The 14,584-nt window shown below is 55.5% G+C and carries 15 protein-coding genes and 4 tRNA genes; 4 read left to right on the top strand and 15 right to left on the bottom strand.

Going from position 1 to position 14,584, the window contains the following annotated elements; all coding sequences use genetic code 11:
- The first annotated feature begins 56 nt into the window (after positions 1–56).
- Positions 57–245 (top strand): YgaP family membrane protein, encoded by a 189-nt coding sequence (locus C4S72_RS02535; protein ID WP_104001491.1) that lies wholly within the window; start codon positions 57–59, stop codon positions 243–245.
- Positions 246–269: 24 nt separating this feature from the next.
- Here C4S72_RS02535 and C4S72_RS02530 read toward each other — a convergent pair whose 3' ends face one another.
- From C4S72_RS02530 to ylqF, 4 genes are read right to left on the bottom strand one after another with little or no spacing between them, the layout of a single operon-like run.
- Positions 270–1,076, bottom strand: coding sequence for a TIGR01458 family HAD-type hydrolase (locus C4S72_RS02530; RefSeq protein WP_104001490.1), 807 nt, complete (start codon positions 1,074–1,076; stop codon positions 270–272).
- A complete protein-coding gene (locus C4S72_RS02525) occupies positions 1,077–1,334 on the bottom strand; it encodes a CDGSH iron-sulfur domain-containing protein (protein ID WP_104001489.1) in 258 nt (85 codons plus the stop codon).
- A 57-nt stretch (positions 1,335–1,391) separates the two neighbouring features.
- On the bottom strand, positions 1,392–1,733 hold the full coding sequence (locus C4S72_RS02520; protein ID WP_104001488.1) for a hypothetical protein: 342 nt from the start codon (positions 1,731–1,733) through the stop codon (positions 1,392–1,394).
- Positions 1,730–2,629, bottom strand: coding sequence for a ribosome biogenesis GTPase YlqF (gene ylqF / locus C4S72_RS02515; protein ID WP_104001487.1), 900 nt, complete (start codon positions 2,627–2,629; stop codon positions 1,730–1,732). Before ylqF ends, C4S72_RS02520 begins: the two co-directional genes overlap by 4 nt.
- 135 nt (positions 2,630–2,764) lie before the next feature.
- Here ylqF and C4S72_RS02510 point away from each other — a divergent pair, with 135 nt between their 5' ends.
- A complete protein-coding gene (locus C4S72_RS02510; RefSeq protein ID WP_104001486.1) occupies positions 2,765–3,985 on the top strand; it encodes an EAL and HDOD domain-containing protein in 1,221 nt (406 codons plus the stop codon).
- A 65-nt stretch (positions 3,986–4,050) separates the two neighbouring features.
- On the opposite strand, the gene clpX is transcribed toward C4S72_RS02510, so the two are convergent.
- The 10 genes from clpX to C4S72_RS02460 all read right to left on the bottom strand — a co-directional run bounded on the left by clpX (position 4,051) and on the right by C4S72_RS02460 (position 12,383).
- The gene (clpX, locus tag C4S72_RS02505; protein WP_104001485.1) at positions 4,051–5,331 is read right to left on the bottom strand and encodes an ATP-dependent Clp protease ATP-binding subunit ClpX; all 1,281 of its coding nucleotides are present in this window, start codon (positions 5,329–5,331) and stop codon (positions 4,051–4,053) included.
- Between the two features lie 85 nt (positions 5,332–5,416).
- Positions 5,417–6,052, bottom strand: a complete 636-nt coding sequence (gene clpP / locus C4S72_RS02500; RefSeq protein ID WP_104001484.1) for an ATP-dependent Clp endopeptidase proteolytic subunit ClpP — start codon at positions 6,050–6,052, stop codon at positions 5,417–5,419.
- Positions 6,053–6,173: 121 nt separating this feature from the next.
- Positions 6,174–7,514 carry a trigger factor gene (gene tig / locus C4S72_RS02495; RefSeq protein ID WP_104001483.1) on the bottom strand — a complete coding sequence of 447 codons (1,341 nt, stop codon included), beginning with the start codon at positions 7,512–7,514 and terminating at the stop codon, positions 6,174–6,176.
- Between the two features lie 257 nt (positions 7,515–7,771).
- Positions 7,772–7,847 (bottom strand) — tRNA-His (locus C4S72_RS02490).
- A gap of 16 nt (positions 7,848–7,863) precedes the next feature.
- A tRNA-Leu gene (locus tag C4S72_RS02485) sits at positions 7,864–7,948 on the bottom strand.
- Between the two features lie 35 nt (positions 7,949–7,983).
- Positions 7,984–8,059 (bottom strand) — tRNA-His (locus tag C4S72_RS02480).
- A gap of 47 nt (positions 8,060–8,106) precedes the next feature.
- Positions 8,107–8,183: transfer RNA gene (locus C4S72_RS02475), tRNA-Arg, on the bottom strand.
- Positions 8,184–8,355: 172 nt separating this feature from the next.
- Positions 8,356–9,744 (bottom strand): cysteine--tRNA ligase, encoded by a 1,389-nt coding sequence (gene cysS / locus C4S72_RS02470; RefSeq protein WP_104001482.1) that lies wholly within the window; start codon positions 9,742–9,744, stop codon positions 8,356–8,358.
- Between the two features lie 40 nt (positions 9,745–9,784).
- Complete coding sequence (locus tag C4S72_RS02465; protein WP_104001481.1) at positions 9,785–10,702, bottom strand: hypothetical protein; 918 nt, start codon at positions 10,700–10,702, stop codon at positions 9,785–9,787.
- Between the two features lies 1 nt (position 10,703).
- A complete protein-coding gene (locus tag C4S72_RS02460; RefSeq protein WP_104001480.1) occupies positions 10,704–12,383 on the bottom strand; it encodes a glutamine--tRNA ligase/YqeY domain fusion protein in 1,680 nt (559 codons plus the stop codon).
- A gap of 269 nt (positions 12,384–12,652) precedes the next feature.
- On the opposite strand from C4S72_RS02460, the gene C4S72_RS02455 reads away from it, so the two are divergent.
- Complete coding sequence (locus C4S72_RS02455) at positions 12,653–13,159, top strand: peptidylprolyl isomerase (RefSeq protein WP_104001479.1); 507 nt, start codon at positions 12,653–12,655, stop codon at positions 13,157–13,159.
- Between the two features lie 2 nt (positions 13,160–13,161).
- Positions 13,162–13,893: a UDP-2,3-diacylglucosamine diphosphatase gene (locus C4S72_RS02450; RefSeq protein WP_104001478.1), complete on the top strand. Its 732-nt coding sequence runs from the start codon at positions 13,162–13,164 to the stop codon at positions 13,891–13,893.
- Positions 13,894–13,923: 30 nt separating this feature from the next.
- On the opposite strand, the gene miaE is transcribed toward C4S72_RS02450, so the two are convergent.
- Positions 13,924–14,550 (bottom strand): tRNA-(ms[2]io[6]A)-hydroxylase, encoded by a 627-nt coding sequence (gene miaE, locus C4S72_RS02445; RefSeq protein ID WP_104001477.1) that lies wholly within the window; start codon positions 14,548–14,550, stop codon positions 13,924–13,926.
- Between the last annotated feature and the right edge of the window lie 34 nt (positions 14,551–14,584).

The raw sequence follows: 14,584 nt of genomic DNA, 5'->3' as shown, positions 1-14,584 counted from the left end.
TTCGATAACAAGCGCCTACAATTAAAGCAGAGTGATCTAATACAGGAGATACGGATATGAAAGCTAACGTAGGTGGAATCGATCGCATTTTACGAATCATTGTGGGCATTGCGCTGATTGCTGCGACGCTCACCGGTGCCCTGCCGGTCTGGGGATGGATAGGCGTAATACCCCTCGCCACGGGTCTGTTCAGCTTCTGCCCGCTGTACAGCCTGATCGGCGTCTGCACCAAGAAAAGCAGCTAGTCTTCAGACCCACTGATATCGCCGTTACCTGCCGGAAGCGCCTGACAACAGCTCCGGCAGGTCGGCGATGGAAGCGATCTGAAAATCGGGCCGGATACCACTGCGTGCGACCAGGTCTGACCTGAATTTCCCGGTTTCGACCAGGATACCGAGACAGCCCGCTGCCCGTCCTCCGCCCACATCCGCATCGATATCATCTCCTACTACCGCTACCTGCTCCGGCGGCAGCGAAAAACTGGCACAAGCCGCATGAAAAAACGCGGCGGAGGGCTTACCGACGACAGCGGCTTCTGCCTGCGCCGCATACTCCAGCGCCACCACGAAAGCACCTATATCCAGGGACAGCGTATCGCCAACCCGGCTGTAGCGGTTTCGGTGAACACATACGAGCCTGGCGCCATCCACCAGCCACTGAAACGCCTGCTGCAACAGCGAGTAATCCCAGGCCTCTCCAATATCGCCGATAACCACCGCCTCGGGCCTTAACCTGTCGATCTCGAAATCGCCTGCGAGCATCTTCTCGACCGAAGCCCTTACAAGCGGCGCAATACGCTTTATTCCCTCTCGTCTCAGCCACTCCTCGGTGGCCTGCACGGCGCTGAAGATATTTTCTGATGTGGCAGGCAGCCCCAGACTCCTGAGCCGTTTCTGCAGCTCTTGAGGGGTTTTGGTGGAGGTATTGGTGATATAGCGAAAAGGTACTGCGTGGGACTGCAGCCAGTCGATGCTGGCCACAGCACCCTCAATCAGCCTGTCGTCACTATAGAGCACGCCATCGAGGTCGAGCAGCAACCCCTGTATCGAGACTCTTTGACGCCCATGTCGCGACATTCAGCCATCCTGCTCTATATCGCAGTGACTGCCATCACAAATTGGGGGTGTGGCGGTGAATTTACAGGTACAAAGCTGAACTTCATCATCGGATTCCGCTTCGAACACCAGCGGGTCCAGCCCGGTTCCGACATGACTGCCATCGCAGAATGGCTGATTGGATGAGCGCCCGCAGGCGCACCAGGCGTAAACTTCGCCCTGCTTTAGCTTGATGGTGACCGGCGCGTTGCCGGCACGATGAACTGGTGAATGGCTCATTACCTTCCCTCCCGTCCTGTGGCTAAAAATTAGGTCAAGGAGGGAGGGTGGTCAAACTCAGGACTCTTCAGATTCCTTTTCAGACACGCTTTCAGACTCGCCTTCAGACTTGCGGGCCTGCTCCTGAGCCTCACGCTGTTCGTTCAGGCGGCGGATCTTCTCTGCCAGCGGACCACCATGACGGGTACCCCGACGCCCAGCTTCTTCGTCCCTGGTAGCCCGGGTTTTGGTGGCTTGAGTCCTGGCGTAGACGGACTCCTTTTTCTTCTCCTGCTGCTGAGCTTTCTTTCTGCGGCTTTCTTTACTGTTCGGATCAGCCAGACGTTCCTGCTTCTTCGGCTTCTGCTCCAGTACCGGCATGAATTTGCCCAGCCGACGCTCTTTTTTACTACGTGTCATGATTGTTTCTCCTCGTTGGCTGCTTCCATCTCGGCCTGTTCCGCCTCGATCCGTTTTCTTTCCCACTCTTGCGGGGTCTCAAAGGTGACCTGCCCGAGTTTGCCCGCCCTGAGCTCTGTCAGCAGGATATCGGCCGCCTTGTATGTATCAACAACACCACCCGGGCGCAGGCATCCGCGCTTGCGCCCCACCTGATCGATCAGACGATCTGCCGATTCCGGCACATCCTTGAGCTTGAAACGCTCAACCAGATAGTCCGGGTAATCTGCCAGCAAAAACTTGGCCGCGTACTCCGCGACAAGATCATAATCGATCGCGGTATCCTTGATGGCGCCACTGGCAGCCAGACGGTAACCGGAGTCTTCGTCTTCAATCCTCGGCCAGAGAATACCCGGCGTATCAGACAGGGCCATCCCGTTATGGACGCTGTATTTTTTCTGCCCCTTGGTAACCGCGGGCTCATTCCCCACTTTGGCGATCTTGCGCCCCAGCAGCACGTTGATCAACGTAGACTTGCCGACGTTGGGGATCCCCATGATCATCGCACGTACAGGACGCCCCGCCCGGGTACGTGCGGGCACCGCCTCCTTACACAGGGTCGGTATCTTCTGTACCAGCTTTTTGTCGCTGGTGGTCAGCGCAAGCGCCAGGGTGCCCTCCTGGGCGTTGAAATAATCCAGCCACTCCCGGGTACGCTGCGGATCGGCAAGATCCTCCTTGTTGAGGAGTTTGATCACCGGTTTTCCACGGCGCAGCTGATCAACCAGAGGGTTCTCACTGGAACGCGGCAGACGGGCATCGAGCACCTCGATTACCACATCCACTTCATCCATCACCTCGGCGATCTCTTTCCGCGCCTTGTGCATATGGCCCGGAAACCAGTTGATTCTCGTCATTCTTCACCCAGCATTTTAATCAGCCGCACAGTATACTCTTCTTCGCGCTGGCCAGCAGCCATCAACAAAAGGTGCCACCCTGACAGCCAGCCGTTAAACTATACGTTTTTGGACCTCATGAAGGATTCTGCCTGCATGCCCCAACAGATCGATTCCAACCAGGCATTGGTCGCACGCCACCCGATTTTCGACAGCCAGCAGCGGGTTATCGCCTACGAGCTGAGCTATCAGCGTGATACAGCGCTGGATGGAATACTGGCCCGCGACCCTGATACCAGTTCAGGGTCCGAGGTCATTCTTTCCACTTATACCAGCATCTCGGATCAGGGCGAGATCAAGCGCGTCCCCGCATTCCTGCCGGTATCTGCGCAGACGGTCGAAACCATGCCAGACCTGCCCGTAAAGCAGGTGGTACTGGTGCTGTCTCTACCCGCCAAACCCGACCGGGCTTTTGCCCAGCTGCTACTCGACCTGGCCAAGAAAGGCTATCGACTGACACTGGCGATACACGAGTACAGACCAGAACTCGACCCGTTCATAAAACTGGTCAAAATAGTCAAACTCGATATTCAGAATATCCCGACCGAAAAGCTGGCAGCACAGGCCAGCAGCCTGTCCAAGCTCAAGGTCACGGCACTGGCTGCGAATATCAAGACTATTGAGCAGCTTGAGCTCTGCAGCAGCGCCGGTTTTAAGCTGTTTGAAGGCACCTTCCTGAGCCGCCCGAAAATCGTCAAGGGCAAGCAGGTTGGGGCTAACCAGGTCGCCCTGATGCAGCTGATACAGGAACTGCAGAAAGCCAACGTCAAACCGGAACGTCTCGAAGAGATGATCATCCGCGACCCGGTACTGACCTATAAGCTCCTGCGTATCGTTAACTCGGCCGCCTACTCTCTGGTTCGCAAAGTGGAATCCGTCGCCGAAGCTGTGGTTCTTCTCGGTATAGACCAGGTGCGCAAATGGGCCACACTGATCTCCATGACCAGCAACCAGGACAAGCCGGAAGAGCTGTCGCGCACGCTGCTGATCCGTGGCCGCATGTGCGAGCTGATCGCCGAAGGGGAAAAACGCTCCAACCCCGGCTCATACTTCATGGCAGGCATGATGTCAGGCCTGCATGTAATGCTCGACGTCGATCGCGAGACGATGCTTGAGCAGGTTCCGCTGGGCGAGGATATCAAAGCCGCTATCTCCGCTTACGAGGGCGATATCGGCAACACCCTGGAACAGGCGCTGGCCTACGAGAGCGGCGAATGGGAAAAGCTGCCGGCAGACTTCAATATCACCCTGTTTGAAAGCGCCTACCGCAGCAGCCTCAACTGGGCCAAGGAAGCGATGCAGGCGATGCACGAGTAACAAGCTCAAACCGATACAAAAAAAGCGACCCGAAGGTCGCTTTTTCTTTGTGCGCAATCACCCAATCAATCCTGCGGAGCAGCCTTGGCCTGTTCCTGATTCTCGTAAATCAGGATCGGGTCGGATGTTCCTTCGATAACACCCTCATCGATAACCACTTTGCTGACACCTTCCAGGGAAGGCAGTTCGTACATGGTTTCGAGCAGGGTGGCCTCGAGAATTGAACGCAGACCACGAGCACCAGTACGACGCTCCAGCGCATGGCGGGCCACCGCCTTCAGCGCCTCGGTACGGAAATCTACCTCGACCCCTTCCATCTCAAACAACGCCTGGTACTGCTTGACCAGACTGTGTTTGGGCTCGGTCAGAATCTGAATCAGAGCTTCCTCATCCAGCTCGGACAGGGTTGCTATCATCGGCAGACGGCCAACAAACTCGGGGATAAGACCGAATTTGACCAGATCTTCCGCTTCAACGTCGTGCAGCACTTCAGCAAGACGACTTTCATCCTTGCTTTTAACCGTTGCACTGAAACCGATAGAGCTGCGCTCGCTGCGGCCACGGATGATCTTTTCCAGACCGGCAAAGGCACCGCCACAGATAAACAGGATATTGGACGTATCAACCTGCAGGAACTCCTGCTGGGGATGTTTACGACCACCCTGAGGCGGCACAGATGCAACCGTACCCTCAATCAGCTTCAGCAGTGCCTGCTGAACGCCCTCACCGGAAACGTCACGCGTGATTGACGGGTTATCCGACTTGCGGGATACCTTATCGATCTCGTCGATGTAGACGATACCCAGCTGCGCTTTTTCGACATCGTAGTCGCATTTCTGCAGCAGCTTCTGAATGATGTTCTCCACGTCTTCACCGACATAGCCCGCTTCGGTCAGCGTGGTCGCATCGGCGATGGTGAAGGGAACATTCAGCAAACGCGCCATGGTCTGGGCCAGCAGGGTTTTACCGCTGCCGGTAGGGCCGATCAGCAGGATATTGCTCTTGCCGAGCTCGATATCCGCCTTGCCCTTACCCTGAAAACGCAGACGCTTGTAATGGTTATACACGGCGACCGAAAGCACCTTCTTGGCACGTTCCTGGCCAATCACATAATCGTCCAGTGTGCCTTTTATCTCGGCGGGCGTAGGCAGCTTCTCGCTGGGCGCCTGCTCTTCGGTCTCCTGAATCTCTTCACTGATAATATCATTACAGAGATCGACACATTCATCGCAGATAAAGACAGACGGGCCTGCGATCAGCTTTCGCACTTCGTCCTGGCTCTTGCCACAGAAAGAACAGAATAGCTTGCTGCCGCTTCCGCCTTTTCCGCTGATCTCATCCGACATTCTGATACCTCAAAAAAGCCTTTTAACTCGATATGCGGCCCCCGCCCCAAGTTTTCAACCCGGGACGGGAACAACAGAGCGTTCCTTACTCTGCCAGGGTACGACGCTCAAGCACCGAGTCGATCAGTCCGTACTCAACTGCCGCGCCCGGATCCATGAAGTTATCACGATCGGTATCGCGGGAGATGGTTTCGACGTCCTGGCTGGTGTGATGCGCCAGTATTCCATTCAGTTTATTACGAATGGTGAGAATTTCACGGGTGTGGATCTCGATATCCGTCGCCTGACCCTGGTAACCACCCAGCGGCTGATGGATCATCATGCGCGAGTTAGGCAGCGCGAAACGCTTGCCTGCCGCACCGCCGGCGAGCAGCAGCGCACCCATGGATGCAGCCTGGCCAATGCACATGGTGCTGACATCAGGCTTGATGAACTGCATGGTGTCGTAGATCGCGAGACCCGCGGTCACGGAGCCACCGGGTGAATTGATGTAAAGGTGAATATCTTTATCCGGGTTTTCCGCTTCGAGAAACAGCAGCTGCGCGACGATAAGGTTGGCCATATGGTCTTCGACCTGACCGACCATGAAGATCACTCGCTCTTTCAGCAGTCGCGAGTAGATATCGTACGCACGTTCTCCACGAGAACTCTGTTCAACAACCATCGGCACCAGGCCGCTGTTGGTGATGCCACTGGAACGCCCATTCAAGATGTCCGTCATATACACTTCTCCTTAAGAGCCTTTGAAAGCAAAAACGACAGCCAGCGTGAGCCAACTGCCGTTTTCGAGATTTCGGCGCCCCACCGGGGTGGACGTTTGAGCGCTTCTTTCGCGTTGGCGATTATTCCCCCGCTTCGGTCTCAGCTTCCTGAGCTACCTGCTGCGCCGGCTTGATCGCCTCTTCGTAGCTGACTTCTGTCTCCTCGACTTTAGCAGATGCGAGAAGGTGATCAACCACTTGATCTTCAAGAACCATGCTGCGGATCTGGTTCAGGATCTGTTCGTTGCTGTTGTAGTACTCGATAACCTGCGCAGGTTCCTGGTAGGTTTCGGCCATTTCAGCGATGGTTTCCTGAACGCGGGCGTCGTCAGCCTTGATTTCGTTGGACTGAACGACTTCCTGAACCAGCAGACCAACAACAACGCGGCGCTTGGCCTGCTCTTCGAACATTTCCTTCGGCAGGGTGTTCGGATCGATCTGAGCGTTCGGGCCACCGAACTGCTGAACAGCCTGGCGACGCAGGTTGTCGATCTCTTCATCGATCAGAGCAGCCGGAACGTCGATGCTGTTCAGTTCAACAAGCTTGTTGAAAACCTGCTCTTTCAGCTTGGACTTCAGAGAGTTTTTCAGTTCACGTTCCATGTTCTTGCGAACTTCGGCACGGAAACCGTCAACTTCGGTCTCTTCGATACCGAACTTGGAGAAGAACTCAGCGTTCAGTTCCGGCAGTTCAGAAGCGGAAACGCTCTGAACCTTGACCTTGAACTTGGCCGGCTTGCCCTTCAGGTTTTCAGCGTGGTATTCCTCAGGGAAGGTAACGTCCAGCTCCAGTTCATCACCGGCTTTGACGCCAACCAGGCCGCTTTCGAAACCAGGGATCATGGAGTTGGAGCCCAGCACCAGGTCGTGACCTTCGGCCTTGCCACCTTCGAACGCTTCACCGTCGATGAAACCTTCAAAATCGATTTTAACGCGGTCGCCGTCTTCAGCAGCGCGCTCAACTTCAGACCAGCCAGCCTGCTGCTTCTGCAGGGTTTCGATCATCTGGTCGATGTCGGCGTCTTTGATCTCTGCAGACTGCTTTTCGATCTCAGCAGCAGAGAAGTCAGCCAGCGCAACTTCCGGGTACACTTCGAAAGTAGCGACGAACTGCAGATCTTCGCCTTCCTTGTCGTTCTTCAGATCGATGCTCGGGCCACCAGCAGGCTTCAGTTCTTCCTGCTGTACGGCTTTGTAGAAGCTTTCCTGAACAACGCGGTTGAGGACGTCGTAGCGAATCGCATCGCCGTACATGCGCTTGATCACTTTCGCCGGGATTTTACCTGGGCGGAAGCCATCCATGCGGCGAGTCCGGGCCTGCTGCATCACCTGTTTATCCACGTCCTGATCAATTCGCTCGGCGGGGACCGTTACGGTCATCTGACGCTCAAGGCCGGAAGTCGTTTCGACAGAAACTTGCATGAAATTCCTCACAAATAGATTGCAGCGTTTATAGCGACCTGTGTTGACGCCTTGATTCTGCCCTTTTTCACCGCATGAAAGCGGGCAAGAATGCAGACATCCGATACACAGAGCCTGAAATTATAAAGCGCAAAATTGTCCGGCAACGGGCCAGATTAGTCAAGCAAAACGCCCGCATATCGGGAGCTGCTTCGGAAACGAAACGACAAAATCGGCAATGCCGATAAAGGGAAAGAAAACAGATTAAGGGAAGGAAATGGGGTGGATGAAGGGGCTTGAACCCTCGACCGCCGGAATCACAATCCGGAGCTCTGCCAACTGAGCTACATCCACCATAACGCGAAGGAAATGGTGCGGGAAGAGAGACTCGAACTCTCACGCCTTTCGGCACTGGTACCTAAAACCAGCGTGTATACCAATTTCACCATTCCCGCGACATTCGAAGTATTTTCATACTTCTATTAGGAAATGGGGTGGATGAAGGGGCTTGAACCCTCGACCGCCGGAATCACAATCCGGAGCTCTGCCAACTGAGCTACATCCACCATAACCTAATTTTTACTCACCGGACTGTCGCAAGAGCAATCACAAGTGGCGCGCCCGGCAGGGCTCGAACCTGCAACCTACGGCTTAGAAGGCCGTTGCTCTATCCGGTTGAGCTACGGGCGCCTCTTGCTGCCCGGAACTTCGTTGCTTGACCCTTGGACCCCGCTGCGAAGTGGTGCGTATCCTAAGGGAGCAGACCGGAGGCGTCAATAGCGATTTTACATTTTTTTCATAATAAACAAGGAGCTGTGTGATTTATGCACAACCCCCTGATTTACAGCTGGTTTCCGAAAGCTCAGCCTTCGCGGTACCAGGTGGTACCTTCGCGGCTGTCCTTAAGGATAACGCCCTGCTCCGCCAGCGAATCACGAATGCGATCGGCCTCGGCAAAGTCTCTGTCCTTTTTCGCCTGCTTACGGGCCTCGATGGCAGACTCGATCTCTTCGGCCGACAGCTCACCCTCACGAGCTTCGCCCTGCAGGAACGCCTTCGGCGATTGCTGCAGCAGACCGAGCACACCACCCAAGCGTTTCAGCAAGGCCGCCATGGCCGCCGCCTGGGGCGCATTCTCCCGGGTCGCCTTGTTAAGTTCGGTAACCAGATCAAACAGCACTGCCAACGCCCTCGGAGTACCGAAGTCATCGTCCATTGCCTGCTGGAAACGCTCTTCGTAATCGCTATCCAGCCCCTCTTCGCTACCTACCGGTGCATCGTTCAACGCCTGGTAGAAACGCTCAAGGGCCTGCCGCGCTTCCCGCAGACTGTCTTCGGAGTAGTCGATATAGCTGCGGTAATGCACCGAGGAGAGGAAGTATCGCACCACTTCCGGGTTATAGCTTTCCAGCACATCACGGATGGTGAAGAAGTTGTTCAATGATTTGGACATCTTCTCCTGATTCACCCGCACCGGTCCCGCGTGCATCCAGTAATTGACATAGGTGCAGTCGTTGGCCGCTTCGGACTGGGCGATTTCGTTCTCGTGGTGCGGGAACGGCAGATCCGGGCCACCGCCATGAATATCGAAAGTTTCACCCAGGCAGCACTTGGACATGGCTGAGCACTCGATGTGCCAGCCGGGGCGTCCAGCCCCCCAGGGAGACTCCCAGCTAACCTCGCCAGGCTTCGCCGCTTTCCAGAGCACGAAATCGACGGGACTTTCCTTGGACTCGCCCACTTCGATACGCGCACCGGCTTTGAGTTCGTCGATTACCTTGTTAGTCAGACGGCCATAGGGCTCGAACTTCTCGACCCGGTAATAGACATCTCCGTTGGCCGCAGCGTAGGCGTAACCCTTATCAACCAGCGTCTGTACAAGATCGATGATATCGGAGATATGCGCCGTCGCACGCGGCTCCATGTCGGGACGCAACACACCCAGCCGCCCTTCATCCTCATGCATCGCTGCGATCATACGCTCGGTCAGCGCATCGACTGTTTCGCCATTTTCGGCGGCGCGCTTGATGATTTTATCGTCCACATCGGTAATGTTGCGCACATAGGTGACATCCCACCCACGATAGCGCAGGTAGCGCGTAATCAGGTCAAAACAGACCATCACCCGCGCGTGACCTATGTGGCAGTAGTCGTAGACCGTCACACCACAGACGTACATGCGAATCTTGCCCGCCTCCAATGGGGTGAACGGGCCTTTGGAATTCGTCAATGTGTTATAGAGTTGCAACATGTAAACTCGCCAATCGTTTCAAATTCGGTTTTGGTGTGATTCAGTTTTGCCGAGAGCGCGGCGCCAGCTGGATTCGTCCCAGGCGCGCCTCACCAAGAATACTTTTTTCACGCGTCAGCAACAGCTCATCGCCACGCCAGGCGATACCTTCCCATTGCCCTGACGGCCAGAGGTCGTGATAGCGCGCTGCAGACCAGTCCGGCTGCCCTTCCACTACAGGCACTCGCCACAAGAAGGTATCACTGCTAAATCGCCCAAGCGTATAACCAAGCAACACAAGCTCTTTGCGATCGGCACTGTAATCGGCCGCCGTAATCAACCCCTGAACAGGCCAGGTTTCAGTGCTTACAGGTGCCTGATTATCGATATCGGTGCGCATTTTGTAGAGCCGGGTCGTGCCGGTCAGCCAGCCCTTGATAAAGAGCCAGAGCTCGCTGCCAACAACGGTAACCGCCTCGCAGTCATTGTCATGCTTGTGAACACCCTGCACAGGGCCTGGGTCTGCCAGACTGAACTCTACGTATTGCGACGCGACGGGCTCGGACTCAGAGACATTGAGCAGCTGCTGCCAGTTAATGCGGTAAAGCTGCAACCACTCACGTCGTCCGGAGTTGTTGCCGCAGTCCGCGACATATAAATAGCGCTCATCTGCGGCCATGGATTCCCAGTCGATATTGACCGCATCCGCTACCCGCACACGCTTGACTACCTCACCCTGATACTCATCCAGCTCATAGAGCCAGGGGCCGTTACCACTGTCATTAATGGTCCAGATACGACCGGCATGCAGCGCAAGACCGGAGGTTTCCACCACCTTGCTACTGAGCCCGGTGAGGGTCTCTATGTTCAGGTAGCCGCCATCTTGCTGACCGCCGGCCTCACTGCCATCCGGAGACGGCAGCGAGGAGCAACCCGCCAGAGAAAACAGAGCTATTCCCAGCAGGCTGCGCAGCGTCATCTTACTTGCTCTGCATCTTCGCCCAGGAGTCTCGCAGACCGACAGTGCGGTTGAAGACCATGTGGGTTTCAGTGGAATCCGGATCAACGCAGAAGTAACCCTGACGCTCAAACTGGAAGCGACTTTCGACCGCAGCAGTTTTCAGGCCGATTTCGGCACGCGCATGAGGGTAAACCACCAATGACTCAGGATTAATGAAGTCATGGAAGTCACGTTCCTTGTCTGCGTCCGGATTTGCCTCGGTAAACAGACGATCATAAGCACGTACTTCACAGGCAACGGAGTTTTCCGCAGACACCCAGTGGATGACGCCCTTGGGCTTGTAATCTGTCGGATTGGCGCCCTTGGTTTCCGGATCGAAGGTCGCTTTGATCTCGACCACTTCACCGCTGTCGTCCTTGATCACCTCTTCGCAACGGATAACGTAGGCACCACGCAGACGCACCGCTTCACCCGGAGACAGACGTTTCCACTTACGCGGCGGCACTTCGGCGAAATCTTCGCGTTCGATCAGCAGGTTACGAGTGAACGGCACCTTGCGCGCGCCCATGGACTCGTCCTTGGGATGCGCCGGCAGTTCAAACCATTCCTCTTCACCTTCCGGCATATTGGTAATGGTCAGTTTGATCGGCTCAACCACGCACATGGCACGCGGCGCATTGGCATCCAGATCATCGCGCACGGCGGCCTCAAGCATGCCCATATCGACGACCCCGTTGGAACGGGTCACACCGATCATGTCGCAGAAATTACGGATAGACGCCGGTGTATACCCGCGACGACGCAGACCTGAGATGGTCGGCATACGGGGATCATTCCAGCCATTTACTTTGGCTTCATCAACCAGCAGCTTGAGCTTGCGCTTACTGGTGACGGTATAGTTCAGGTTGAGGCGGGCGAACTCATACTGACGCGGTTTAACCGGCACCGGCAGGTTTTCGACAAACCACTCATACAGCGGGCGATGATCTTCGAACTCCAGCGTGCAGATAGAGTGGGTCACACCTTCAAGTGCATCAGACTGGCCGTGCGTGAAATCGTATGACGGATAGATACACCACTTGTCGCCGCTCTGGTGATGGTGAGCCTTGCGAATGCGGTAGATAACCGGATCGCGCATATTGATGTTCGGCGACGCCATATCGATCTTGGCACGCAGCACACACTCGCCTTCGTCGAAAGCGCCCTGGCGCATCTTCTCGAACAGATCCAGGTTTTCCTCAACACTGCGGCTTCGGTACGGGCTTTCTTTGCCTGGCTCGGTCAGCGTACCGCGATACTCGCGCATTTCATGGGCGCTGAGACTATCCACGTAGGCTTTACCCTCGCGAATCAGGTGAAGCGCCCATTCGAACAGGGTATCGAAATAATCGGAGCTGTAACGGATATCGCCAGCCCACTCAAAACCCAGCCAGCGCACGTCAGCGACGATGGAATCGATGTATTCCTGGCTCTCTTTTTCCGGGTTGGTGTCATCAAAACGCAGGTTACACTCACCGCCGTATTTCAGTGCAGTACCGAAGTTGAGGCAGATCGATTTCGCGTGCCCGATGTGCAGGTAGCCATTAGGCTCTGGCGGGAAACGGGTGATGACTTTGCCATCATTGGCCCCGTTTTTCAGATCTTCCTCGATAATCTGATGGATAAAGTTGGTCGGCTTGGTGCTTTCGTTTTTGGTCATATCCGCGTCTTGTCGAAACTGAATTGACGCAGCCGCTGGACTCCGTCCAGGCGACTGGAACCTGAGGGCGACATTATAACCGTAGAACGATTCGCAAAGCACTGTGAATGCAGCGAACACCTTTCTGCCTGTCCATAGAGGCCCGAAACGGCAGAAGAAAAAACCGGGGAGATAAAACTGCGCCACGCCAATTTGATGCACTCAATTGCGACTTGCGTATAATGGCGGGACACTAATAAGTATGAAATGCCAACACAGAGACCAGCACAATGATCACCCTGCAAACCAATTTTGGCGACATCACGCTTGAACTGAACCATGAGAAGGCGCCTAAAACAGCAGCCAATTTCGAGCAATACGTTCGCGACGGCTTTTACGACGGCGTGATCTTCCACCGCGTCATCGACGGATTCATGATCCAGGGCGGCGGTTTCGAGCCGGGCATGAGCAACAAGAAAACCCGCGACTCAATCGAAAACGAAGCCGACAACGGTCTGTCCAACAAGGCAGGCACTATCGCCATGGCACGCACCATGGATCCTCACTCCGCATCGGCACAGTTCTTCATCAACGTGTCCGATAACATCTTCCTCGACCACACTGCCAAAACCACAGAAGGCTGGGGCTACGCGGTGTTCGGTGAAGTGGTAGATGGCATGGATGTGGTCAACCGCATCAAGAGCGTGCGCACCACCATGCGTGCAGGCCACCAGGATGTGCCGGCCGAAGACGTCATCATCGAGCGCGCCGTTATCAGCGAAAAAGCCGACGCCTGAGCATGAAACGCTATTTCATTGCAGACCTTCATCTGCAACCCGAACGCCCGGACATCACCCGGGCGTTTCTATATTTCCTTGAGGAGATCATCCAGCCGGGAGACAGCCTCTACCTGCTGGGCGATATCTTTGAATACTGGATCGGTGACGACGCACCTCTGGATGGCATGGAGCCAGCCCTCGACAAGCTCGAGCAACTGAGCAACGGCGGTTCCGAGGTCTTCTTCCAGCACGGTAATCGTGATTTCCTGGTCGGTGAAGCCTTTGCCAAACGGATCGGTGCAACGCTTCTGCCCGAAGCCCTGGTGATAGAACTAAACTCCGGCCCCGCCCTGCTGATGCATGGCGACCAGTTGTGTACTGACGATGAGCCTTACCAACAATTCCGCACCCAGGTACGTAACCCTGACTGGCAACAGCAGTTTCTCTCCCAGCCTGTAGAACAGCGACGCGCCATTGCCGAACAGATGCGCGCGCAGAGCAAGGCACAGGGCGCGATGAAAGCTGAAACGATCATGGATGTAAACGCTGAGGAAGTGAGCCGACAGATGCGCCAGCACGGTGTCGAAGTTCTGATTCATGGACATACCCACCGCCCTGCCATACATCCGGACCAGATCGCACCAGGCATCGGCAAGCGCATCGTACTCGGAGACTGGGGGCAGAACGGCTGGTACCTGGTTGAGAGCGAAGCCACCACCAACCTTGAGCTGATCGAGTTCACGCCGGTCTAGGCAGACCAACCCGGCGTGAACGCCACAAGCTCAAGCGGCCTGCTGGGAATCCGGCACACCGCTATGAAAACGAAAGTCTGGGTCCGGCGCCTGGATTAGCTGCATTTCCAGCTCGCGAAACTCCTGAATCCTCTCCTCGATAGACTCACCGGCATAAGCCTCGGCCAAACCAAGATAGTCCTGATAATGCCGCCCTTCAGACTTTAGCAGCGAACGGTAAAACTTTGATAGCTCTGCATCCAGGTATGGAGCAAGCGCCGCAAAACGCTCACATGAACGCGCTTCGATAAAGGCTCCGATAATCAGTAGATCAACCAGACGCCCCGGTTCGCTCGTTCTCACCTTTTCACGCATACCTCCCGCATATCGCGCCGGCGACATGTGGCCGTATTCGATACCGCGCGCCTCCATCAGCGCCAGGCACTGTTCAAAGTGAATCAGCTCCTCTCGCGCCAGGCGCGACATCTTATTGAGCAGATCGCTGCGGTCCACGTAGCGGAACATCAGATTCATGGCGGTGGACGCTGCCTTCTTTTCGCAGTGTGCGTGGTCGATCAGGAGCACGGCCAAAGATTCGGGCTTTGCGGCCACCTCAATCCAGGCCTGGGGTGTTGAGCAACCCAGAAACGCCTGAATTTCTTCAAGTGCATCGGTCATGAGAAATCGTTTTAAAGCAAGAAGTGAATAAAGG

Origin of the sequence: Marinobacterium lutimaris (genome assembly GCF_900108065.1) — a bacterium.
GTDB lineage: Bacteria > Pseudomonadota > Gammaproteobacteria > Pseudomonadales > Balneatricaceae > Marinobacterium_D > Marinobacterium_D lutimaris.
Note: the sequence above shows the minus strand (reverse complement) of the source record. Positions and strands in the feature narration are given on the sequence as shown.

Bases quoted from the DNA above. Each gene is read 5' to 3' on its own strand.
- C4S72_RS02535 (WP_104001491.1), top strand. From the start codon at position 57: ATGAAAGCTAACGTAGGTGGAATCGATCGCATTTTACGAATCATTGTG.
- C4S72_RS02530 (WP_104001490.1), bottom strand. From the start codon at position 1,076: ATGTCGCGACATGGGCGTCAAAGAGTCTCGATACAGGGGTTGCTGCTC.
- C4S72_RS02525 (WP_104001489.1), bottom strand. From the start codon at position 1,334: ATGAGCCATTCACCAGTTCATCGTGCCGGCAACGCGCCGGTCACCATC.
- C4S72_RS02520 (WP_104001488.1), bottom strand. From the start codon at position 1,733: ATGACACGTAGTAAAAAAGAGCGTCGGCTGGGCAAATTCATGCCGGTA.
- ylqF (WP_104001487.1), bottom strand. From the start codon at position 2,629: ATGACGAGAATCAACTGGTTTCCGGGCCATATGCACAAGGCGCGGAAA.
- C4S72_RS02510 (WP_104001486.1), top strand. From the start codon at position 2,765: ATGCCCCAACAGATCGATTCCAACCAGGCATTGGTCGCACGCCACCCG.
- clpX (WP_104001485.1), bottom strand. From the start codon at position 5,331: ATGTCGGATGAGATCAGCGGAAAAGGCGGAAGCGGCAGCAAGCTATTC.
- clpP (WP_104001484.1), bottom strand. From the start codon at position 6,052: ATGACGGACATCTTGAATGGGCGTTCCAGTGGCATCACCAACAGCGGC.
- tig (WP_104001483.1), bottom strand. From the start codon at position 7,514: ATGCAAGTTTCTGTCGAAACGACTTCCGGCCTTGAGCGTCAGATGACC.
- cysS (WP_104001482.1), bottom strand. From the start codon at position 9,744: ATGTTGCAACTCTATAACACATTGACGAATTCCAAAGGCCCGTTCACC.
- C4S72_RS02465 (WP_104001481.1), bottom strand. From the start codon at position 10,702: ATGACGCTGCGCAGCCTGCTGGGAATAGCTCTGTTTTCTCTGGCGGGT.
- C4S72_RS02460 (WP_104001480.1), bottom strand. From the start codon at position 12,383: ATGACCAAAAACGAAAGCACCAAGCCGACCAACTTTATCCATCAGATT.
- C4S72_RS02455 (WP_104001479.1), top strand. From the start codon at position 12,653: ATGATCACCCTGCAAACCAATTTTGGCGACATCACGCTTGAACTGAAC.
- C4S72_RS02450 (WP_104001478.1), top strand. From the start codon at position 13,162: ATGAAACGCTATTTCATTGCAGACCTTCATCTGCAACCCGAACGCCCG.
- miaE (WP_104001477.1), bottom strand. From the start codon at position 14,550: ATGACCGATGCACTTGAAGAAATTCAGGCGTTTCTGGGTTGCTCAACA.